This window comes from Enterobacter genomosp. O, from assembly GCF_001022965.1.
In the GTDB taxonomy this organism is placed as follows: Bacteria; Pseudomonadota; Gammaproteobacteria; order Enterobacterales; family Enterobacteriaceae; genus Enterobacter; species Enterobacter cloacae_L.
Window position 1 is genome coordinate 144,100 of sequence record NZ_LECZ01000026.1, and the last position, 20,784, is coordinate 164,883.

A 20,784-nucleotide genomic window follows, 5' to 3' on the forward strand; every position below is an offset into this window, starting at 1 on the left:
GGCAGGTCTAACTGGTTAAAAAGACCAGCAAATCTGTCTTATTCCTGAGCCCGAGTTTTCGTATCGCGGAGTTTTTTAAAGCGCTTACCCGGCGATATGAAAGCTTCTCTGTTTCTGCGATGTAACTCATATCCAGTCCGTTCCTGAGTTCCTTTAAGACCCTCCACTCTCCTGGCGTCAGCGATAACGCCGTTGGTTTCTTTTGTGGGCGATAGCGGCTATCGACCATTTTTAATAATTTCGTCCGCCAGCAATAAACCGACTCATGCAGTGAGATATAGGCATCGATATCGCCTCTAATCCATTGCGATGAATGCGCAGGGGCGGAATACATACAAACAATCACGCCGGGATATTTTGCTTTGATTCTTTTCAGCCCATTAAGATAATCATATCCGGTGTGATACTTGTCAGAACCTGATAACAGGAGAATATCAATTGGCGTAGTCGATAATACGTTATCAAGCTGCTGAAAATTCCCGGCTGTCATTTCAATCTGAGATTCTGGCGTAATGCTCCTTAATAATGTGATGATGCCCTTTCGTGCATAATGGTCGCCACCCATTAATGCGATACGTAAATGTTGTTGTGTTTCGTTCTTATTCGCCATGTTAGTCCCTCGATTTATAATAGTAATAAGACAAACCGATGCGGTTAAGGTTGGCCTGTATTCTCGAAGTCATCACGCTATGCATGGAGTAGGCCTACTATACGCCGGCCATAAAAGAGGTAATCTGAATTAATCTTAATTTGTATTAATTAACGATTTTGATACCGCGGTCGATCGGCCCTTCTGTTGATGTTTCTCCTCTTTATTGCCTGTAAATAAGCATAACCGCTTTTTTTTATTAATCTTTGTCTTTGTTAAATGTTGTGTAAGGGAAGTGTCTGCTAGCGTCAGCGCGGGGCTGAAGTGCTGACGGAGGATAACAATTTCCGAGTGTTATCATCGATTTATACTGATGATACCGCAGGGTGAATATCGGCAAAAATAGCGTTATTTATTGATATTAAAGGAAGTTAAGAAAACTTAAGCGTTAACCGCTCTGTATATTTCAGACGTCCATGTCCACGCTGTTCAATTATGGTTTTTGTAGGGTTTTGTCAATGTCAAGCGTGGCGCATTACGCCTTCAGTGCTGCCGTGTTCATTCATTACTTCAGAAAAGTTAAGAGAGAGGATGCCGGGCTCTGCCAGAGCGCGCCGGAGCGGTGTTAAACACGTCTCACGCTTCAGTGAAGCGACAGAGAGAAGAGAGGAAAATAAGATTTTTCGCCAATTGCTGATATATACAGCATAAATTTTATCAGCCACATTAATCCTTATGTTACGTAGCGAACGTCGTCAACATTCGCCGATGCACTGATATGCCGTCGTGAAAAGCGGCGCAATTGAACGGAGAACGCTCACCAACGCTATGCATAAGCATTACATCATCAATAATATGGTTGAGTTTCATCCCGCGACCAGCACGCTGAGGGATATCGCCAGCCCCGATCGGGTTGTCGTTTTAAATTCTCCGGCAGGCCGATGCCTGTTGTTATTAATAGAAAGAGCCGGGGCCATTGTCACGCAACAGGAATTTCTTGATATTGTCTGGCAGCGCCGCGGGATGCTGGTCTCGCCCAATACTTTTTATCAAAACATCTCTATTCTGCGAAAAGGGCTGAAAAAGATTGGTTTTGAGGTCGACCCCATCGTCACTATTCCGCGCATCGGGTTAACGCTGGCGAGCGATACGCAAATCGTGGTTAAAGACCCCCATCCTCGTCCCGCGGAACTACCCGAGAAAGATGCGCCTGAGCTATGCGACACGATCTCGCCTGCGGTGCTGCCACCGCTGTCGGCGGAGCCGGTAGCCGTCGTAACCGGCGCGTCCGGGCATCGCTTCCGGTGGCTTCCTGGCATGCTGATCGCGCTGCTGGTGCTGGTTGGGGCAGGCATCGTGACTCACAGCAGCGCGCGTGAAAAACGCTTTATCGACGATTATCGCTTTACTGCTTTGGTCGGGGCGTGTCACGTCTACCTGGCTCAGGATATTCAGACCCAGGACGAGCGGTCGAAAGCCCTGGCGTATTTGACGCCGTTTAAGGACGCCTGCGCCAGCTATCCGTGGGTGTATATCAGCTGGTACCCCCTGCTGCCGCGCGCGTCCGTGATTCGGTGCGACAGATCGATGAAGGAGCCGAATCGCTGCATCTCTGACTATTTTATTGAGGAGCGCTAGCATGACCCGTTTTCGTCAGCTGCTGTATCTGTTCACCGCATGTCTGCTGGTGGGGGTAATGCTGTCGGGTTATTACCTGTGGCACCGGTATTACGTGCAGCCTTTTTCGTGTCAGGCGAACCTGGTACAGCATCATCCCGAAGAGAAACTCTCCCTGTGGCTGAATTACATCTTTGACGGCAACAGCGGGACGCTCAGTATGAATGGCAGCGTTGATAGCGATCCGACAAAAATTATTGACCGGAAAATATTTTTTCAGGTTGAGCGCAAGGATAATGTCTTTTTATTGACTTCCGAGCGGCATATGAAATTCCCGGACGATAATGTTACCGATAATTGGCTCGAAAAATATGAGCCGCAGTTCTTCGTATACTCCGGAAAAAGTATTTATATTCGGATCAATGAACAACAAAATGATAACTATATTTTCACGTTAGGAACATTACCGACATATGTATGTCGAAGTTCAAGAAATGGATAAGCGTATTAAGTAAAAAGTTATCAAAGCCGCCGTTTTCATTTATGCTTGATTTAGAGCCTAAGGATTATCTTAGGTATATAAATAGCAGCCACGCGTTGCAATAATGTTGTTCTTACATTTGGCAAGAAAATGAAAACTCTCTTTGACTCTTCCGGTGGAGGTATATCTGCGTCGGAAACGCAGCTGCATATTGGGTTACTGCTGTGGCCCCGGTATTCACTGTTAGCCTTGTCCGGCCTGCTGGAAGCGTTGCGATACGCAACCAAAGCCCAGAAGAAAAAAGCATTCAAAATCAGTTTACTCAGTGAACAGCCTGATACCCCTGTTACCAGCAGCTCCGGGGTGAGCATCAGGCCCGATGCCCCGCACGCGCCGCCGGAGACGTTTAACTATATTGCGATCATCGGCGGCGAGCTGGAGTACCTGTCGCAGGGTTATCCGGGGGACAGAGACTACCTCACCCATGCCCACCATATGAATGTCCCGCTGATTGGGATTGGCACCGGCAGCTTTGTGCTGGCGCAGGAGGGGGTGTTGAACGAGCGACGCGCATCGATTCACCCTTTCCACCTTGAGCGATTCCGCAAAGCCTTCCCGCAGGTATACGCCGAACAAGGCTATGATTTTATTGACGAGGGGGATGTCCTGACCTGCCCCGGCGGGATCTCAACCATCACCCTGGCGACAGAGCTTATTCGCGCCCACGCCGGCAGTGAGATCGCCCATAGCGCCTGCCAGCGCCTGTCCCTGACGCCGCACGAGACGGCCACGCCCCGGCCTGCCAACATCGCCCTGATTCCTGACTCGCGCCTGCGCCGTGCGGTCATGATGATTGAGCAGTATCTGACGCGCCCGCTCAGCACCGCCGGGCTGGCCAGCGAAGTGGCGCTCAGCGAACGTCAGCTCAACCGCCTGTTTCACGCCGAGTTTGGCAAAACGGCGCGGGAATTTATCCGCAGCGCCAGGCTGCGCTACGCCTGCTGGCTGCTGAAGAACTCGCAGCAAAGCGTCACGGACATTGCGCGGCGGATGGGCTTTAGCGACTGCGCGCACTTTATCCGCCACTTCCAGACCGAGTACGGCTGCACGCCCGGGGTATGGCGCACGTCGCAGAGCTAATGCCCCGATTTCGTGCTTTCTTCGTAGGGTATTACTGGCCCGCCTGGATAGACTTCCGTTAAAAGCCCAACGGAGGGAAGACGACATGAACTGGCAGCCTTTTCGCGGCGATGCACCGGCAAATATGACGATTTTCAGTGCGTCATTTCCCGACGTCAGCGACCAGTGGCCGATGAAAGACGATGCTGCCCGTGAGATCGCCGCCCTCGACCGGGCGCTGAAAGCCGAGCCTGCGCTCCGGCCTCCGCGCGTTGAATACGACGAAGGGGGGCAGGCCGTGCTTGTCCCGCAGAACCGCTATTCCGAGCAGGCCTTTCGCAACCGTCCGGCGCTTACCGCGTGGCGAACCCGGCTGGTGCCCTCCGCGCTGGCGCTGTTTGTGGTGCAAAACCCGCTGGAAGACCGCCTGCCCGACGGCACCAAAATGGACAGCGACAGCCGTCAGTGGTTTATCCACGCTAACGATGCGGTAGGCGTGCGCTCCCGCGCCCGGGTGCTGGCCGCGCTGGTGGATAAGTACATTCATAATGAGAGCGAGAACAACTGGGTTAGCCTGGCGAGCGGTGCCGCCATCCCGGTGCTGGAGGCGCTGCGCGAGGCAAAGCTCGACGGCCAGCAGGTGTATCTCACGCTGGTGGACAAAGACCCCGTGGCGCTCAGCTGGGCCGAAACCATGGCGGCGCAGGAGGGCATTGTGGTGGGCGAACAGCTGACCCTACTCCGGCGCAACCTGTTTCATACTCTGGTGCGTAACGAGGACTTACTGCTGGAGCTGGGCGAGCATCAGGCCGAACTGGTCGACGCGCTCGGGATTTTCGAATACTTCAACGACACCGATGCGGTGATTTTCCTCCAGCGCGCGCTGCGGCTGGTAAAGCCCGGCGGGGCGGTGATTGTGTCGAACATGCTGACCAGCAGCCCGCAGATTGATTTTGTGCTGCGCGGTATCGGCTGGGAGGATATTCACCCGCGGTCGTTACAGCAGCTGCAGGATATCCACATCGCGGCGGGCGTGCCGGTGGAAAACGTCACCGTGGTGGTGCCGAAGGATGGGGTGTATGCGGTGATGGAGGTGAGGGTTTAGCGCTATAGATCCCCTCTCCCTTGAGGGAGAGGGTTAGGGTGAGGGGGAACAGCACGCACAGAGTGACTTGCATTAGTTGGGTTTTCCAAACATGATCCCCCCATGAAAATAGAAACCGCATACCCCTCACACTTCGAACGCCTGGTTACCATCTGGGAATCCTCCGTTCGCGCCACCCATCACTTTCTACAGGAAAGCGATATCGCGGCGCTGCGTCCGCTATTGCTCAACGCGTATCTGCCAAACCTCACCGTCGTGATGGCCCGTGATGATGCAGGCGTTATTCACGGCTTTTTAGGCGTGGATGAAAACCGTATTGAAATGCTGTTTGTTGATGATGCAAGCCGCGGGAAGGGCGTTGGGAAATTGCTGCTGCAACACGCCATCGCAGAGTTTGGCGTAAACGAAGTGGATGTGAATGAGCAGAACCCGCAGGGCGTCGCGTTTTATCGCCATATGGGGTTTGAGCAGGTCGGCCGCTCGGAAGTGGACGGGCAGGGGAATCCGTTTCCGCTGTTGCATATGCGGTTGGCTGAATAGCCTTGACTCCCTCTTCCTGCGAAGAGGGAGCCTGCAAATTAGTTACTGGTAATTTGTCCGATGATTACGCCACGCACTTTTTCGCCATCGAAGTAATAAGAGACGGTATTACTCTGGGTGAATCCATTCTGTACTGGCGTCTCCTGATAAAAGAGCAACTCGTTGTTTTTGGGGATCTCTTTCTTGTCGAACAATTCGACTAAGTTCCCATACGTCGCATTTAACAATGGAAGATGAGCGACTGAGACTTTGATATGCTCCGTTGTTTTCGCACACTCGCTATGGATGCCATCCTGGGCTATAGCTAGCGCAGTTAGCAATCCTGCACCCATTTCGTTATCAGAAATGAACCAGTAATTCGTTCCATCGTCGTCATGAAGGCAGACCCAGCGTGCGGAACTGCCTTTCTGAACTGCTGTGCTGGATATATCTGCCAGAGGAGTAACCTCCATCTGAACGGTTTTCTTTCCGATTACGATGGTGGGGGAGAGGGGCATTGTTGTTGAAATTTCTGCCAGCGTTCCGCCTTCGTCGTAGTACTGGGTAGCAAAGCCGGTCATTTCAGTTGCTAAAACATGCGTACTGACTGCAACGAGTAATGGCAATAAACAAAATAGACGCTTCATTTGACAATCAGTACCGTATCGTTGCTTTTCCAGATACTCCTCCTGGCACTTAGAGGAGCAATGATGCAGCCTTCTGAAGAATCATCAGGGTGCAAACTGCTTTTACCATGAATTTTAAATGCATCCCTATCGCACATATCATTTGTCGAGTAAGGCGTAAGGCTGAGAGTATATTTTCCAGTATGCGCTGAATTATGGGGTGAACCGATTGTGTAGGTTCCTCTGGGAAGAGGTCCGCTGTTTTTTACACATTCTTGCGTAGGATCGTTTTTGTAACCACTTGCTCCTGCATAATCCGCATCAAACTGATATACACCATCCAGGTAAAATTTGTGCTCTTTTACATCATATTCCCAGGACATACTTTCTCCTTAAGCGCGTTCATTCCATGTGTCAGTATGAATGATGTTTCCATCAATATAGTGCCATGTTATTTTTTCGTATGTCAGATCAACATATTCATGGTGTGTATAGCGTTCATTTTGTGGGTGTTTAATATCAAACATGATAGGTTCAATTTGAACTACTCTTACATTTTCTAAAATAGTCTTAAAGTAAGCCTCCTCTAGCCCGTTATAGTTGATTCTGTAAAATATAAACTCTGCCTTTTTTAGCGTTTGTCCAGTGCTCAAGGCTTTGTATAGATAAGAGGATGATGAATCAATCTCTTTCATGAATGCATAGGTACTACAAATGCGTTTTGCTGTTATTTTCCCGGAAAACTTATCGATAGGTTGTTCAACAGAGTGCATAAATTCAATCACTTCTATTGAACCTTCGCGCTCTTTTACGTCGACAGATCCTTCAATTCTCCGACCTGAATCATCCTCAAGCCATAAGTAAACAGGTATTGCCATCTCAATCTCCTTTTATAGACTGAGGGAAACTACTCTTCATTATGGATTCAAATTGTGACTTTCATTTCAAAATAGAAAAGCAAATAAAATATTGTAGTCGGACTTAAAATTGCTCTTTGCGATGTATTAGCTACTCGGATAGACTTTTAAAAATTATAACGCCGAATTATGATTACGTTACCATCCTAAGATAAATGCTAAGTTAAAATAGCATCAGGTATTGTAATGATGAATGTCATCAAATGTTGAACTTGTAAGTAAGCATTACATGTTGGGTTCGATTGCTTTTTGGATGTTATGGAAGAAATCTGGCATTCCATAATGTGTTTTATGTTGGCTGCATGCTCAGCCGCCAATTTAATAACAGCTGAAATTGCAGGCTCGCCAGCGTGCTCTCTATCTGGCATAACTTTGCTTTAGTACGTTTGTAATCGTCCAGAACCCTTTGTTCCTGCTTGTTATACGCCACCAAAACGATGCCTCCCTTCATCACCTTTACCGTGACCTGCTGTCCGGTATCAAACCCCACAGCGCGCAGCCATTTGCCGGAAAGGATTATTTTTCTGCGTGGATTTGTCGAAAAATTTGGGCGGTGTCCCATAATTAACAAATGATCGGTTCCGGATTCATCGGTATCTGGAGTAGAATGCGAATTAGCCATAATCAACTCCTTGATAGTTGGTGAGGTTAATTCTTGACGTTTTGCACCCCTATTACTAGGGTGTTTCGAATTCAGTGGTCAGAACGATAATATCGGGATATACAAATAATAACATTCGATGCTAGTAAATCGAAAAATTGAGTCATAAAATAATGTTTTTATAAAGATGCAGTATCAAAAGGATGAAAGCGTATCTTTAGGCAACATACATGAGGTTTGGGGATGAGACTTAAGAGTAAATAAATACATTTGACAGCAATTTAATAAATTTCAGGATGGAAGAAACAATATGATTGTAGGGCTTTTTTTAAGAAATTTCAAAATTTATAAAAATATGAATTTTATTCCATTTGTCACATCTGAAAAAGATAGGATGTCTATTTTTGCTGGTGATAATGGAGCTGGTAAATCAACTATCCTAGAAAGTATTCATTGTTTGATGAATAACGTAGATAGTAAAGAGTGGGCTTATACAGTCGGCCAAAAGAAAGATAGCGCACATATATTCCCTTTGTTTTTAATAAAAAAGTCAAATTGGGATGATGATGATCCTCAAATGGCAAGGATTTCACACTATTTTTGGGAGCATCATTTTAATGAGATGCCAGCCAATGAAGTTACAAAAAATTTTATAAAATATAGAAACAAGCTCAAAGAATGGTATCGTCCAAACGATTATTATCTTATAGCGATAGGTAAAGATTATGAAGGGAATATATTACTTACTACAACCTTTCATAATAAAATTAGTAATGCAACAAAAAAAGATGGTGTTTCTAAAGATAAAATAATAAGTATTTTTAAGAGGATTTTAGAAAGATATCGATATATTTATCTTCCTGTTGAAAATAAGATAAGTGATGTACTCTCTTTGCAGGCTCAAGAGATGCAAGGAATGATGGATAAAACCGTGTCAGATGAGATTAGGCAGTTGCTTTCATCCAAAGATCATTCATTGCCTTCAAAAGAAAACACAGTTCTTAAGCCCGGTCGGCCCCGCAAAAAACCATTAAAATATAGCGTTATAGACTTAATTAATCAGAAATTAGAGTCCTACATTGAAAGTTTAAACAAAAAGATTCCTGAAGGTTATAAATTTGAGTATAAAGGAGCAATTAAAAGGCCTATAAAACCTACAGATATACTTGATTCGATTTTTGTTAAATATTTCTCACTTAGGCCTTTATCAAAGAATTCTAAAAGTATCAATAATTTAAGCTCCGGTGAGCAACGCTTGGCTTTAATTGATATCGCAACAACTCTTTTATCGACCAAGGAAGAAAAAGAAAAAGAAGTAATATTGGCAATTGATGAACCTGAGGTTTCTCTAGAATCTGCTCATCGTTTTGAGCAGTTTTGTAGTTTGATTGAATTATCTGAAAAATATGGTCGACAAATTTTTGTTACAACACATTGGTATGGTTTAGTTTTGAGACCTATTGAGGGTTCATTACATTTTGTTTGTAAGAGCGAAAACTTGAAAATAGAAAGTTTTCCATTAAATAATCTTCAAGAAAGTAGACGCGCTTTCCCAAATTCTATAGAAATTAGGAGTTACTTTGATTTGATGGCATCTATGCTGACTCTTCTTAAAAAGAAAAGTTATAACTGGATATTTTGTGAAGGAACAGAAGATTATTTATATCTCAAGCGCTATTTAGAAAATAGAGTTGATAATTTATATATATTGCCATTTAATGGGTGTGGGAATATTAAAAAAATATTTGATTTTCTTCAGGTTCCATTTTCTGATACACAAGAGAATAAAGAAATCAAAGGCAAGGTTATGTGTCTCATAGATACGGATGATAAAAATGTCATTCGTATCGATGGTTATAAAAAAAGTAATTACAAAAATAAACTTGGATTTTTTAGGCTAAGTTTAAATAATGACGAAAGTGGTTTAATTTCAATCGCATCTACTATGGGTATTAATACTGAAATTGAAGATTTGCTTGATCCTAAAATTGTTTGGGATGTACTCCATAAAATTAAAGAACAGGATCAAACTCTACGTGACCTTTTGGTTTTTTACAAATTAAATGAAGAGGTTGATTTTGTTAATCTGAGCGGTGGTATTGCTTTTTTAAAACCAACGTCAATCGAAGGGTATGAAAAGAAAGAAGAATTTTATCAATATTTAACTTCTCAAAGAATGAAATCATTAATATCGAGCATGTATGTTAAAGATCTAAATAATTTAAGGGTAAGAAAATGCGATAAATGGCTTACTGATATTATTGATTTCTTCGAGAATGGAGATGAACAAAACATAATGGAATAAATAGAAATTTTGGCGGAAGATCACAGGAGTCGAACCTGCCCGGGAACGCTGGCGTCCCCAACTGGATTTGAAGTCCAGCCACCTCACCGGAGATGACGATCTTCCGCGCCTGCATTGCTACATGGAGGCGGGGCGCATTATAGCTACTTTCAGGCATTTACCACATACCCCGACACACTTTTTTCACCTCTCTTTTGACCTGAATGGCCTCCTTTCAGTTAATTCTTAATAAAATCCTCATGTTAGCCCCTCGTGCTCCCCAACATTTACCGCGATCACAAAAAACAAGAAACGTAATCTGCTAACCAGAAAACGCAATACCCGTTCCTGAAACAACGGGTTAAAACTCTGTAACCGGTCTCAGCGCCCCTTACAGCGTGAAGGATAGAAAAGATGAGCGAAGTATTGTCAGTAAAAGAGAAGATTGGCTACGGCATGGGAGACGCCGCCAGCCACATCATTTTCGATAACGTCATGCTTTATATGATGTTTTTTTACACCGATATTTTCGGCATTCCCGCCGGGTTTGTCGGCACCATGTTCCTGCTGGCACGCGCGCTGGATGCGATCTCCGACCCGTGCATGGGGCTGATTGCCGACCGCACCCGCAGCCGCTGGGGCAAGTTCCGTCCGTGGATTTTGTTCGGCGCGATCCCCTTCGGCATCGTCTGCGTACTGGCCTATACCACGCCGGACCTCAGCCTCAACGGCAAAATGGTTTACGCCGCCATTACCTACACCCTGCTGACCCTGCTCTATACCGTGGTCAATATCCCCTACTGCGCGCTCGGCGGTGTGATCACCAACGACCCGACGCAGCGTATCTCCCTTCAGTCCTGGCGCTTTGTGCTGGCGACGGCGGGCGGCATGCTCTCCACGGTGCTGATGATGCCGCTCGTTAAGCTGATTGGCGGCGACGATAAGGCGTTCGGCTTCCAGGGTGGGATCGCCGTGCTGTCGGTAGTCGCGTTCCTGATGCTGGCGTTCTGCTTCTTCACCACCAAAGAGCGCATCCAGGTGCCGCCGAGCACCACCTCCATGCGGGAAGACCTGCGCGACATCTGGCACAACGACCAGTGGCGCATCGTTGGCGTGCTCACCATCCTGAACATCCTCGCCGTCTGCGTGCGCGGCGGCGCGATGATGTATTACTGCACCTGGATCATGGGTTCGCCGGAGGTGTTCGTCGCGTTCCTCACCACCTACTGCGTCGGCAACCTGATTGGCTCCGCGCTGGCGAAACCGCTCACCGACTGGAAGTGCAAGGTCAGCATCTTCTGGTGGACCAACGCCGCGCTGGCGGTGGTCAGCGTGGCGATGTTCTTCGTGCCGATGCACGCCACCGTGCTGATGTTCGCCTTTATCTTCGTCATCGGCGTGCTGCACCAGCTGGTGACGCCGATCCAGTGGGTGATGATGTCCGATACCGTCGACTACGGCGAATGGACCAACGGCAAGCGCCTGACCGGCATCAGCTTTGCGGGGACGCTGTTCGTGCTGAAGCTCGGCCTGGCGCTGGGCGGAGCGATGATCGGCTGGATGCTGGCAGGCGGCGGCTACGACGCGGCAGCCAAAACCCAGAACAGCGCGACCATCAGCATCATTATCGGCCTGTTTACCCTGGCCCCGGCGGTCTGCTACGTGCTGAGCGCCATTATCGCCAAACGCTACTACACCCTGAAAACTCCCTTCCTGACCAAAATCCTGGGCGAGCTGGCGCAGGGCGCACGCCGCAACCAGCAGGAATTTGAAAACCTGCCGGTCAGCAAAGAATTACAGAACTAAGAGGACGAAAGTATGAAAATCAGTGATGGAAACTGGCTTATTCAACCGGGTCTGAACGTGACGTATCCGGTACAGGTGTTCGACGTGGAGCAGCAGGGCAATGACCTGGTGGTCTACGTGGCGCCGCGCGACGTGCGGGAACGCGCCTGGCAGCTCGATACGTTGATGTTCACCGTCCGGCTTTTCGCACCGCAGGAAGGGATTGTCGGGGTGCGCATCGAGCACTTCCAGGGCGCGCAGGATAAAGGCCCGCACTACCCGCTCAACGTGCTGAAAGAAGCGAATGTTGAGATTGAAAACAACGCGGAGTTTGCCGAGCTGAAAAGCGGCAACGTCAGCGTGCGCGTCACCAAAGGCGAGTTCTGGGCGCTGGATTTCCTGCGCGACGGGCAGCGCATCACCGGCAGCCAGCTGAAAAACAACGGCTACGTGCAGGACGCCACTACCGACCGCAATTACGTGTTTGAACGCCTGGATCTGGGCGTGGGGGAGACGGTCTACGGTCTGGGCGAGCGCTTTACCGCCCTGGTACGCAACGGCCAGCGGGTCGACACCTGGAACTGCGACGGCGGCACCAGCACCGAACAGTCCTACAAAAATATCCCGTTTTACCTGACCAACCGCGGCTACGGCGTGCTGGTCAATCATCCGGAAAACGTCTCCTTCGAAATTGGCTCGGAGAAAGTCTCAAAAGTGCAGTTCAGCGTCGAAGGGGAATACCTGGAGTACTTCGTGATCGACGGCCCGACGCCGAAAGAGGTGCTGAACCGCTATACCCGCTTCACCGGGCGTCCGGCGCTGCCGCCGGCGTGGTCGTTCGGCCTGTGGCTGACTACCTCGTTCACCACCAACTACGACGAAGCGACGGTAAACAGCTTTATCGACGGCATGGCCGAGCGCGACCTGCCGCTGCACGTCTTCCACTTCGACTGCTTCTGGATGAAGGCCTTCCAGTGGTGTGATTTTGAGTGGGACCCGGTGACCTTCCCGGACCCGGAAGGGATGATCCGCCGCCTGAAGGAGAAAGGGCTGAAGGTCTGCGTGTGGATCAACCCGTACATCGGCCAGAAGTCACCGGTATTCCAGGAGCTGAAAGAGAAGGGCTACCTGCTCAAGCGCCCGGACGGCAGCGTGTGGCAGTGGGACAAATGGCAGCCGGGGCTGGCAATATATGACTTCACTAACCCAGATGCGTGCCGGTGGTATGCCGACAAGCTGAAAGGCCTGGTGGACATCGGCGTCGACTGCTTCAAGACCGACTTCGGCGAGCGTATCCCGACGGACGTGCAGTGGTTTGACGGGGCCGATCCGCAGAAGATGCACAACCACTACGCCTTCATCTATAACGAGCTGGTGTGGAACGTACTGAAAGAGACGGTGGGCGAGGAAGAGGCGGTGCTGTTTGCCCGCTCCGCGTCCGTCGGGGCGCAACAGTTCCCGGTTCACTGGGGCGGCGACTGCTATGCCAACTATGAATCGATGGCCGAAAGCCTGCGCGGGGGGCTGTCGATTGGCCTGTCCGGCTTCGGGTTCTGGAGCCACGATATTGGCGGGTTTGAAAATACCGCTCCGGCGCACGTTTACAAGCGCTGGTGCGCGTTTGGTCTCTTCTCCAGCCACAGCCGCCTGCACGGCAGCAAATCCTACCGGGTGCCGTGGGCGTACGATGACGAGTCCTGCGACGTGGTGCGCCACTTCACTCAGCTGAAATGCCAGCTGATGCCGTATCTGTATCGTCAGGCGGCGCTGGCCCGCGAGTTTGGCACGCCGATGCTGCGGGCGATGATGCTGGAGTTCCCGGACGATCCGGCGTGCGATTACCTCGACCGCCAGTACATGCTGGGGGATTCGGTGATGGTCGCGCCGGTGTTCTCCGAGGCGGGCGACGTGCAGTTCTACCTGCCGGAAGGACGCTGGACGCACCTGTGGCACAACGATGAAATCCAGGGCAGCCGCTGGCATAAGCAGCAGCATGATTTCATGAGCCTGCCGGTTTACGTGCGCGACAACACGCTGCTGGCGCTGGGCAACAATAACCAGAAGCCGGACTACGCGTGGAACGAGGGGACGGCTTTCCAGCTGTTTAACCTGAGTGATGGCGCAACGGCGATGAGTGAAGTGCCTGTGGCGGACGGTTCTGTGGTATTTACGCTGAAGGCATCTCGTCAGGGCGACACCGTGACCTTTACCGGCGCGGGCGACGCGCGGAACTGGTCGGTCTGCTTGCGCAACGTGCAGAAGGTGAGCGGCGTGAAAGGCGGTTCACACGCGGGAAGCGAGTGGGGCGTGGTGGTGAAAGCGGAGGGGGATGAGGTGGTGGTTCACCTTTAATTCCCCTCACCCTAACCCTCTCCCCAAAGGGGCGAGGGAATGGTTTGCTCCCTCTCCCTTTCAGGGAGAGGGCTGGGGTGAGGGTGGTGTTGAAACCACACCACCCGTCATCGTCTGCTGCACCTGCTGTTTGTCCATATTCACCGCGTTCAGCTTGCCGTTCACCGTTGGCTTCAGCGGGGCATTCGCCTGCACGCTGCCGCTGGCGGTGAGCTGGATATTGCCATCGCCCGCAATCGGCAGCGCAGGCCAGCCCCACTGCTGCAGCACGTTGAGCGGTACGCCGCGTCCGTTCAGGCTTACGGTCGCCTGACGCTGCGGAAGCTGTGAAACCGTCGCCGTTGCTTCAAGTATTCCTTTCTCGGTAAACGCGCTCAGGTCGGTAATGTTCACCGTGGCGGCGTTGGCGTTCAGCGCGAGCGACGGACGGCGCACGTCCACGCGGTTAAAGGTTGCCGCCGCGCCGTTCAGGGTTGCGCTGCCGCCCCACACGCCCCACTGGCGATCTTTCACCAGCTGTAAATTTGCGCCATAGCCGTCCAGGGACGTGATCTGCCACGGGAAGGCAGGATCGATGTCGATCACCAGGTTGCGGCTCAGGCCGAATTTTTGCAGCGTGACGCTGTTCAGCCATTCCGGCAGAGGCTCCATCCACAGCGTTTTCCAGTTTTCGGGCAGGGTGTACTCCAGCCCGGCGATGGCGACATCGTCCAGCACCAGCGCTTTGCCGTCGCGCAGCCAGTTACCGGAGGTACGCACCATGCCGCCTTCCCAGCGGGAGGTGAACTGGCGCAGCGCCATGCCCTGCGGAGAGAATTCCGCGTTCAGGATCGGGTCGAAGAGATGCAGTGAGCCGTAGATGAACTCGCTGGCGTTCATGGACAGGCGACCTTCCTGGCTCTGCCAGTCGCCTTTGCTTAGCGTCAGGTTGCGCAGGCTCAAATCCAGGTCGGTTACCGCCCAGTCCGGGCCCTGTAGCCGGGCATCGGTCACGTCCAGACGACCAATCTGCAGAGAAGGGATCGTCGTCAGCGGCGCGAAGAACGCCATCAGCGTTTTATCGCTCTGCAGGCGGATCTCGTTCAGACGCAGGGTATCGATAATCCAGCTCCCGTCGGCGTTGCGCAGGGCGGAGCCGGTGAGCGAGCCGCGGGCCATATCGGCACCAATGGTGTTCAGCACCACTTCCTTACCGTTAAGCTGGCCCTCGATCAGCACGTTGGTGGCCGGAACGCCGTTCAGGGTCAGCGAGCCGGCGCTCATCTGGATCTGCGCGTTTTTACCCAGCACGTTGCCCGCTTCTGGCTGCCACGGGCTTACGCCGCCCGTCACCTTTTGCGCGCTCAGCTCCCACTCGGTATTGGGGCTGTTGAACGCCATATTGTTCAGCTGCAGGCGATCCGCCTGTAGGGGCAGCGGCGCGGTTTGCGGGGAGAGATTCAGCGTGCCGTCGAACAGCGTAATGGTGTCCATATGCAACGGTTCGGTGAGCTGGCGGCTGCTCAGGCCAATATCAACGTTTTTGGCAACCAGCGTGGCGGGTTTACCGTCCCGACCGAAGGTGACGTTTTCCAGAATGATGTGGGAAGGCGACGAAAAGCGGTGGTTCATTTTGTCGAAACTGAGCTCGTAGTCGGTATTCACCGTCACCCAGCTGCTGACCTGAGCCGCACCCCAGCGGGTCTGGAGCAGAATATAGAGCGCCAGCACCACAATGAGCAGGGCGACAAGAAGGTAAACGAGTAGCTTTCCAATAAATTTCATGGTCTTCCATCCCGCAAAACGCACATAGAGGAGTTATGCACGATTTATGCGCAATCCTCAAGGCGGGAATGGTGTAATTAGATGTCACGGCAGGCATTGACTGCCTGCCGTGAGAGAAATCAGTTTTTCTCAGGCGGGAAAACGAGGTTCAGAACGATAGCGGTGATACCGCCCGCGGCAATGCCGGAAGAGAGCAGGTTTTTCACCCAGTCCGGGGCAAACTGCAGGATCAGCGGCTGCTGGGAAACCCCCAGACCGACGGCCAGCGACAGCGCGATAATCATGATTGCGCGGCGGTTCAGCGGCTCGCGGGAGACGATACGCACGCCGGAGGCCGCGATAGTCCCGAACATGACCAGCGTTGCGCCGCCCAGCACCGGCTCAGGAATGTGCTGCACAAAGCCGCTCACCGCCGGGAACAGGCCGAGAACGATCAGCATCAGCGCCACCACGAAACCCACGTAGCGGCTGGCCACGCCGGTCAGCTGGATCACGCCGTTGTTCTGGCCGAAGCAGGAGTTCGGGAAGGTATTGAATACCGCAGAGACAAACGAGTTCAGCCCGTTCGCCAGCACGCCGCCTTTCAGACGCTTCATATACAGCGGGCCGGACACCGGCTGCTCGGAGACGTCCGAGGTAGCGGTGATATCGCCGATGGTCTCCAGAGAGGTGATCATAAAGACCAGCATCAGCGGTAGGAGCAGGCCCCAGTCAATGCCCAGGCCGTAGTAGAGCGGCGTTGGGACGGTGATCAGCGCGCTGTTGGTCGGCGCGGTGTTCTCCGGCAGCATGCCCAGCGCCCACGCCAGCAGATAACCTGCCGCCATAGCAATCACCAGCGAGGCGACGCGCAGGTAGGGGTTACGCTGACGGTTAAGCAGAATAATGATGGCCAGCACGACGCCCGCCAGCAGCAGATTTTTCGGTGCGCCAAAGGTGTGGTCGCTCATCGCGGCATAGCCGCCGCCGATGGAGGTAAGGCCCACCTGAATCAGAGACAGGCCGATAATCATCACGACCACACCGGAAACCAGCGGAGTGATGACGCGACGCGCCAGATGCAGAACGCGGGAAATCACCATCTCCGTGCAGCTTGCCAGCATCAGGGTGCCAAACAGCGCCGCCATCATGGTCGGGACATCCGCACCGCCGGTTTTCAGGGCCGTACCGCCCATGATCAGCGGCGCCACGAAGTTAAAGCTGGTGCCCTGAATCGACAGTAATCCCGATCCCACCGGACCCCACGCTTTAATTTGAATAATCGAGGCCACGCCAGAGGCGAAAAGAGACATGCTGATGATGTGCTGCGTGTCCTGTGCCGGTAAGCCTAGCGCCTGACAGATCAGCAGTGCCGGGGTGATCACCGCAACAAACATCGCCAGAAGATGCTGGCAGGCGGCGAAAAGCGTCTGCGGCAGCGGCGGGCGGTCTTCAAGGCGGTAAATTAGTTCGCTGTTTTGCTTCTGCGCAACCGGTTGCGCATCGGGCGACTCTATGGTGTTAACGGACATCGGCGGCAATCCCACGGTGGAAAAGCGGGCATTTTATCTGACCACCTGGTAAAAGCAAACGATTGCCAGCAAAAAAAGACAAGAAAATCTGCCGCTGTGAGCAGGTTTTCTACAACCCATGGGGAAATAAAATTACACTTTTTGCGCCGGGAGCTCATGAAGAGCGCAAACCGGCCCAGGATAACGCCGCGTGTGTATGGAACACACGCAAAACAGGAGCCTTCTATGATTCATCTCGATACGTTGTCGACCCTTGTTGCCGCAACGCTGGTCTTACTGCTTGGCCGTAAGCTGGTACATAGCGTTTCCGTTCTGAAGAAATATACGATTCCCGAACCCGTCGCCGGTGGCCTGCTGGTGGCGCTGGCCCTGCTGGTGCTGAAAAAAAGCATGGGCTGGGAAATCGATTTTGATATGTCTCTGAAAGACCCGCTGATGCTGGCCTTCTTTGCCACCATCGGCCTGAATGCCAATCTGGCGAGCCTGCGGGCGGGCGGCAAAGTGCTCGGCGTATTTTTGATTGTGGTGGTTGGGCTGCTGCTGATGCAAAACGCCATCGGTATCGGGATGGCGACGCTGCTGGGGCTGGATCCGCTGATGGGGCTGCTGGCAGGGTCGATTACGCTGTCAGGCGGTCACGGTACCGGGGCGGCGTGGAGTAAATTGTTCGTCGAGCGCTACGGTTTTGAAAACGCGACGGAAGTGGCGATGGCCTGTGCCACCTTTGGCCTGGTGCTGGGTGGCTTGATTGGCGGCCCGGTGGCGCGTTATCTGGTGAAGCACTCCACCACGCCGGACGGCAGACCGGACGATGAGCTGGTCCCGACCGCCTTTGAAAAGCCGGACGTCGGGCGCAGTATTACCTCGCTGGTGCTGATTGAAACCATCGCGATGATTGCCATCTGCCTGACCGTGGGCAAACTGGTTGCGCAATGGCTGGCGGGCTCAGCGTTTGAACTGCCGACGTTTGTCTGCGTGCTGTTTATCGGGGTGATCCTGAGCAACGGTCTGGCGCTGATGGGCTTCTACCGCGTGTTTGAACGGGCGGTATCGGTGCTCGGCAACGTCTGCCTGTCGCTTTTCCTGGCGATGGCGCTGATGAGCCTCAAGCTGTGGGAGCTGGCCTCGCTGGCGCTGCCGATGGTCGCAATTCTGGCGGTGCAGGCCCTGTTTATGGCGCTCTATGCCATGTTCGTCACCTGGCGCATGATGGGTAAAAACTACGATGCGGCGGTGCTGGCGGCGGGTCACTGCGGGTTTGGTCTGGGGGCAACCCCAACGGCTATCGCCAACATGCAGGCGATCACCGAACGATTCGGGCCATCGCACATGGCGTTTCTGGTGGTCCCGATGGTCGGGGCGTTCTTTATTGATATCGTTAACGCGCTGGTGATCAAACTGTATCTGATGCTGCCGATGTTCGCCTGAAATCAGGCGTTGGAGTAGCGTTCGGTTTCCGGCATCCAGCGTTCAATTAACGCTGCCGCCTGTTCGGGGTAGCGTTCGTGAATATGGCGGGCGAGGCGCTGAACCTCGGGGATCATGGCCTGATCGCGCAATAGGTCCGCGACTTTGAATTCCGCGTTCCCCGTCTGACGCGTGCCCAGCAGTTCGCCCGGGCCGCGGATCTCCAGGTCTTTTTGCGCAATGACAAAACCGTCGTTGCTGTCGCGCAGCACCTGCAACCGCATCTGGGCGGTTTTTGAAAGTGGGGCTTTATAGAGCAGTACGCAGTGGGATGCCACCGCGCCGCGGCCAACGCGTCCGCGCAGCTGGTGGAGCTGGGCAAGGCCGAGACGTTCCGGGTTTTCGATGATCATCAGGCTGGAGTTTGGCACGTCCACGCCGACCTCAATCACCGTGGTGGCGATCAGCAGATGTAAATTACCCTGTTTAAACGACTGCATTACCGCCTGTTTTTCGGCAGGTTTCATGCGTCCGTGAACCAGACCCACGTTCAGCTCCGGCAGCGCCAGCTTGAGCTCTTCCCACGTGGCTTCTGCAGCCTGCGCTTCCAGCAGCTCAGACTCTTCAATCAGCGTACATACCCAGTAGGCCTGACGCCCTTCATGCGTACAGGCGTTGCGCACGCGGTCGATGATATCGCTGCGGCGCGTGTCCGGAATGGCGACCGTCGTGACCGGCGTTCGACCCGGCGGCAGTTCGTCGATGGTGGAGGTGTCCAGATCGGCATAGGCCGTCATCGCCAGGGTGCGCGGAATGGGCGTGGCGGTCATGATCAGCTGATGCGGGTGGAAACCCTGCTGCAATCCCTTTTCCCACAGAGCCAGACGCTGGTGCACGCCAAAGCGGTGCTGTTCATCGATAATCACCAGCGCGAGGCCGTTAAACTGAACCTGTTCCTGGAATATAGCGTGGGTACCGACAATCATCTGCACCTGTCCGCTGGCAATGGCGTCCTGCTGCGCCAGGCGCGCTTTGCCTTTTTGCTTCCCGGCCAGCCAGCCCACTTCAATGCCGAGCGGTGCGAACCAGGCGCGGAAGTTGTTGGCGTGCTGTTCGGCCAGCAGTTCGGTCGGCGCCATCAGCGCCACCTGTTTGCCGTGGGCAATCGCGCGCAGGGCGGCCAGGGCGGCCACCAGCGTTTTACCGGATCCCACATCGCCCTGCACCAGGCGCATCATCGGCACGTCGAGCGCCATATCGCGTTCAATCTCGGCGGTGACGCGCGCCTGTGCGCCGGTGGGTTTAAACGGCAGGGAGGCCAGCAGCTTATCTTTGAGCTCATCGCGCGGGCTTAAGGGCTGGGCATGGAAACGCTGCGCGCCCGCGCGAAGCGCCAGCATACTCAGGTTATGTGCTAGCAATTCCTCAAGGATAAGACGCTGTTGGGCGGGGTGTTTGCCGCTTTCTAAATCGCTGAGCTGCAGGGTTGGCGGCGGGCGGTGCAGGGTACGCAGCGCCTCGGGCAGGCTCATCATCCCCTGCGCCAGCTCTGGCGGCAGCAGCTCGGTAATCGCGCAGGTATCCAGCAGCTCCAGCGCCTGATCGGTGAGCTTACGCAGCGTCGCCTGCTTGATGCCTTCGGTCGTCGGGTAGACCGGGGTGAGCGTCTCCTGCATCTCCGGCGTGCTGAGATCGCCCTGAACGCGGTACTCCGGGTGGATCATCTCTGCGCCGTACTTCCCGCGTTTGGCCTCGCCATAAGCCAGCACCCTGCGGCCCGTCGCCAGGCTGTTTTTCATCGCCGCGCTGAAGTTGAAAAAACGCATGGTGAGAATGCCGGTGCCGTCACTGATCTGACAGGTCATCATCCGGCGTCCGCCAAACGTGATGTTGCAGTTCAGGACTTCGCCTTCAACGGTGGCATAAATGGCGGGCAGCAGATCGCCAATTTTGTAGAGCTGAGTGCGGTCTTCATAGCGCAGAGGGAGGTGGAGCAGGAGATCCTGCACCGTGTGCAGGCCGATTTTAGCCAGCTTACCGCTTTGCGCCGCGCCCACGCCTGTCAGGCTATTGAGCGGGATGGCATCCAGCAGGCGGCCTTTCATCG

The 20,784-nt window shown here is 53.0% G+C and carries 18 protein-coding genes and 1 tRNA gene; 9 read left to right on the forward strand and 10 right to left on the reverse strand.

What is annotated here, in order from left to right:
- Window positions 1-7: 7 nt before the first annotated feature.
- Both ABR39_RS14485 and ABR39_RS25885 read right to left on the reverse strand, forming a co-directional pair.
- Window positions 8-610: a DNA-binding response regulator gene (locus ABR39_RS14485; RefSeq protein ID WP_047347501.1), complete on the reverse strand. Its 603-nt coding sequence runs from the start codon at window positions 608-610 to the stop codon at window positions 8-10.
- Window positions 611-1,110: 500 nt separating this feature from the next.
- Window positions 1,111-1,314, reverse strand: a complete 204-nt coding sequence (locus ABR39_RS25885; RefSeq protein ID WP_131701708.1) for a hypothetical protein — start codon at window positions 1,312-1,314, stop codon at window positions 1,111-1,113.
- A gap of 61 nt (window positions 1,315-1,375) precedes the next feature.
- Here ABR39_RS25885 and ABR39_RS14490 point away from each other — a divergent pair, with 61 nt between their 5' ends.
- The 5 genes from ABR39_RS14490 (at window position 1,376) to ABR39_RS14510 (ending at window position 5,451) form a co-directional block, all read left to right on the forward strand.
- Window positions 1,376-2,227, forward strand: a complete 852-nt coding sequence (locus ABR39_RS14490; protein WP_240477071.1) for a winged helix-turn-helix domain-containing protein — start codon at window positions 1,376-1,378, stop codon at window positions 2,225-2,227.
- A gap of 1 nt (window position 2,228) precedes the next feature.
- Window positions 2,229-2,708: a hypothetical protein gene (locus tag ABR39_RS14495; protein ID WP_047347503.1), complete on the forward strand. Its 480-nt coding sequence runs from the start codon at window positions 2,229-2,231 to the stop codon at window positions 2,706-2,708.
- A 237-nt stretch (window positions 2,709-2,945) separates the two neighbouring features.
- Window positions 2,946-3,827, forward strand: a complete 882-nt coding sequence (locus tag ABR39_RS14500; RefSeq protein ID WP_047348159.1) for a GlxA family transcriptional regulator — start codon at window positions 2,946-2,948, stop codon at window positions 3,825-3,827.
- Window positions 3,828-3,912: 85 nt separating this feature from the next.
- A complete protein-coding gene (locus ABR39_RS14505; RefSeq protein ID WP_047347504.1) occupies window positions 3,913-4,911 on the forward strand; it encodes a class I SAM-dependent methyltransferase in 999 nt (332 codons plus the stop codon).
- A 102-nt stretch (window positions 4,912-5,013) separates the two neighbouring features.
- A complete protein-coding gene (locus ABR39_RS14510; protein WP_047347505.1) occupies window positions 5,014-5,451 on the forward strand; it encodes an acetyltransferase in 438 nt (145 codons plus the stop codon).
- 38 nt (window positions 5,452-5,489) lie between these two features.
- On the opposite strand, the gene ABR39_RS14515 is transcribed toward ABR39_RS14510, so the two are convergent.
- The 4 genes from ABR39_RS14515 to ABR39_RS14525 all read right to left on the reverse strand — a co-directional run bounded on the left by ABR39_RS14515 (window position 5,490) and on the right by ABR39_RS14525 (window position 7,595).
- Complete coding sequence (locus tag ABR39_RS14515) at window positions 5,490-6,077, reverse strand: hypothetical protein (protein ID WP_240477073.1); 588 nt, start codon at window positions 6,075-6,077, stop codon at window positions 5,490-5,492.
- On the reverse strand, window positions 6,074-6,439 hold the full coding sequence (locus ABR39_RS24900) for a tlde1 domain-containing protein (RefSeq protein WP_072059245.1): 366 nt from the start codon (window positions 6,437-6,439) through the stop codon (window positions 6,074-6,076). Before ABR39_RS24900 ends, ABR39_RS14515 begins: the two co-directional genes overlap by 4 nt.
- A 9-nt stretch (window positions 6,440-6,448) precedes the next feature.
- Window positions 6,449-6,934 (reverse strand): Hcp family type VI secretion system effector, encoded by a 486-nt coding sequence (locus ABR39_RS14520; protein ID WP_047347506.1) that lies wholly within the window; start codon window positions 6,932-6,934, stop codon window positions 6,449-6,451.
- Window positions 6,935-7,262: 328 nt separating this feature from the next.
- Window positions 7,263-7,595, reverse strand: coding sequence for a SymE family type I addiction module toxin (locus ABR39_RS14525; protein ID WP_047347507.1), 333 nt, complete (start codon window positions 7,593-7,595; stop codon window positions 7,263-7,265).
- A 289-nt stretch (window positions 7,596-7,884) separates the two neighbouring features.
- Here ABR39_RS14525 and ABR39_RS14530 point away from each other — a divergent pair, with 289 nt between their 5' ends.
- Window positions 7,885-9,879, forward strand: coding sequence for an AAA family ATPase (locus ABR39_RS14530; RefSeq protein ID WP_072059246.1), 1,995 nt, complete (start codon window positions 7,885-7,887; stop codon window positions 9,877-9,879).
- Between the two features lie 10 nt (window positions 9,880-9,889).
- Here ABR39_RS14530 and ABR39_RS14535 read toward each other — a convergent pair.
- Window positions 9,890-9,984 (reverse strand) — tRNA-Sec (locus tag ABR39_RS14535).
- A gap of 288 nt (window positions 9,985-10,272) precedes the next feature.
- On the opposite strand from ABR39_RS14535, the gene ABR39_RS14540 reads away from it, so the two are divergent.
- Complete coding sequence (locus tag ABR39_RS14540) at window positions 10,273-11,664, forward strand: glycoside-pentoside-hexuronide family transporter (protein WP_023334006.1); 1,392 nt, start codon at window positions 10,273-10,275, stop codon at window positions 11,662-11,664.
- Window positions 11,665-11,676: 12 nt separating this feature from the next.
- On the forward strand, window positions 11,677-13,995 hold the full coding sequence (yicI, locus tag ABR39_RS14545; RefSeq protein WP_047347508.1) for an alpha-xylosidase: 2,319 nt from the start codon (window positions 11,677-11,679) through the stop codon (window positions 13,993-13,995).
- Between the two features lie 60 nt (window positions 13,996-14,055).
- Here yicI and ABR39_RS14550 read toward each other — a convergent pair whose 3' ends face one another.
- Both ABR39_RS14550 and xanP read right to left on the reverse strand, forming a co-directional pair.
- On the reverse strand, window positions 14,056-15,759 hold the full coding sequence (locus tag ABR39_RS14550; RefSeq protein WP_047347509.1) for an AsmA family protein: 1,704 nt from the start codon (window positions 15,757-15,759) through the stop codon (window positions 14,056-14,058).
- Between the two features lie 119 nt (window positions 15,760-15,878).
- On the reverse strand, window positions 15,879-17,270 hold the full coding sequence (gene xanP, locus ABR39_RS14555; RefSeq protein WP_047347510.1) for a xanthine/proton symporter XanP: 1,392 nt from the start codon (window positions 17,268-17,270) through the stop codon (window positions 15,879-15,881).
- 225 nt (window positions 17,271-17,495) lie between these two features.
- Here xanP and gltS point away from each other — a divergent pair, with 225 nt between their 5' ends.
- Window positions 17,496-18,698 carry a sodium/glutamate symporter gene (gltS, locus tag ABR39_RS14560; protein ID WP_047347511.1) on the forward strand — a complete coding sequence of 401 codons (1,203 nt, stop codon included), beginning with the start codon at window positions 17,496-17,498 and terminating at the stop codon, window positions 18,696-18,698.
- A 2-nt stretch (window positions 18,699-18,700) separates the two neighbouring features.
- On the opposite strand, the gene recG is transcribed toward gltS, so the two are convergent.
- Window positions 18,701-20,782, reverse strand: coding sequence for an ATP-dependent DNA helicase RecG (recG, locus tag ABR39_RS14565; RefSeq protein WP_047347512.1), 2,082 nt, complete (start codon window positions 20,780-20,782; stop codon window positions 18,701-18,703).
- Window positions 20,783-20,784: the final 2 nt, after the last annotated feature.

Excerpts from the sequence above, each read along its gene's own strand:
- ABR39_RS24900 (WP_072059245.1), bottom strand. The coding sequence starts at position 6,439 with ATGTCCTGGGAATATGATGTAAAAGAGCACAAATTTTACCTGGATGGT.
- ABR39_RS14530 (WP_072059246.1), top strand. The coding sequence starts at position 7,885 with ATGATTGTAGGGCTTTTTTTAAGAAATTTCAAAATTTATAAAAATATG.
- ABR39_RS14520 (WP_047347506.1), bottom strand. The coding sequence starts at position 6,934 with ATGGCAATACCTGTTTACTTATGGCTTGAGGATGATTCAGGTCGGAGA.
- ABR39_RS14540 (WP_023334006.1), top strand. The coding sequence starts at position 10,273 with ATGAGCGAAGTATTGTCAGTAAAAGAGAAGATTGGCTACGGCATGGGA.
- ABR39_RS14525 (WP_047347507.1), bottom strand. The coding sequence starts at position 7,595 with ATGGCTAATTCGCATTCTACTCCAGATACCGATGAATCCGGAACCGAT.
- yicI (WP_047347508.1), top strand. The coding sequence starts at position 11,677 with ATGAAAATCAGTGATGGAAACTGGCTTATTCAACCGGGTCTGAACGTG.
- recG (WP_047347512.1), bottom strand. The coding sequence starts at position 20,782 with ATGAAAGGCCGCCTGCTGGATGCCATCCCGCTCAATAGCCTGACAGGC.
- ABR39_RS14505 (WP_047347504.1), top strand. The coding sequence starts at position 3,913 with ATGAACTGGCAGCCTTTTCGCGGCGATGCACCGGCAAATATGACGATT.
- ABR39_RS14515 (WP_240477073.1), bottom strand. The coding sequence starts at position 6,077 with ATGAAGCGTCTATTTTGTTTATTGCCATTACTCGTTGCAGTCAGTACG.
- ABR39_RS14495 (WP_047347503.1), top strand. The coding sequence starts at position 2,229 with ATGACCCGTTTTCGTCAGCTGCTGTATCTGTTCACCGCATGTCTGCTG.
- gltS (WP_047347511.1), top strand. The coding sequence starts at position 17,496 with ATGATTCATCTCGATACGTTGTCGACCCTTGTTGCCGCAACGCTGGTC.
- ABR39_RS14550 (WP_047347509.1), bottom strand. The coding sequence starts at position 15,759 with ATGAAATTTATTGGAAAGCTACTCGTTTACCTTCTTGTCGCCCTGCTC.
- ABR39_RS14510 (WP_047347505.1), top strand. The coding sequence starts at position 5,014 with ATGAAAATAGAAACCGCATACCCCTCACACTTCGAACGCCTGGTTACC.
- xanP (WP_047347510.1), bottom strand. The coding sequence starts at position 17,270 with ATGTCCGTTAACACCATAGAGTCGCCCGATGCGCAACCGGTTGCGCAG.
- ABR39_RS14485 (WP_047347501.1), bottom strand. The coding sequence starts at position 610 with ATGGCGAATAAGAACGAAACACAACAACATTTACGTATCGCATTAATG.